Annotated in this window: 2 pseudogenes; both read right to left on the bottom strand. The window is 68.2% G+C overall.

Annotated elements, in window-relative coordinates:
- A pseudogene (locus D3D01_RS25185) lies at positions 1-181 on the bottom strand (polysaccharide deacetylase); the annotation flags it as partial.
- A gap of 71 nt (positions 182-252) precedes the next feature.
- Positions 253-437, bottom strand: a pseudogene (locus D3D01_RS22960) (LLM class flavin-dependent oxidoreductase); the annotation flags it as partial.

The raw sequence follows: 437 nt of genomic DNA on the forward strand, positions 1-437 counted from the left end.
CCCACTCGAAGCCGAGTTCGTCGAGGATGCCGAGCGTGTGGGTCGAGAAGTCCCACGATGGCGAGCGGTAGCCGGTCGGCCGCCGCTCCGTGAGGTCCACGATGCTCTCGACGCCGAACTCGTCCAAGCGGTCGAGGACGCGGGGTGCGCCCACGTCGACGCCGAACAGTCCTCTCGACAGTTTCGTCGGGCTGTCCGGCGGTTTCCCTGCCGCACCGAACGCTGGCGGCCTCTCGTCTCTCGTCCCGCGAGCTACCGAAACGCCGGCGCGACCTCTTCGGCGAACAACTCGGCGCTCGTCGTCTCGGGGAAGTCGACGAACTCCACGACGACCTCGTCGAAGCCCATCTCGACGAACGTCGCCAGTCGCTCGCGCACCTGTTCGGGCGTGCCGACGAGCGGGAACTCGCCCTCGGCGACGTTCTCGGGCTTGAACC

It is taken from the genome of Haloarcula sp. Atlit-7R (assembly GCF_003666065.1).
Taxonomy (GTDB): Archaea; Halobacteriota; Halobacteria; order Halobacteriales; family Haloarculaceae; genus Haloarcula; species Haloarcula taiwanensis.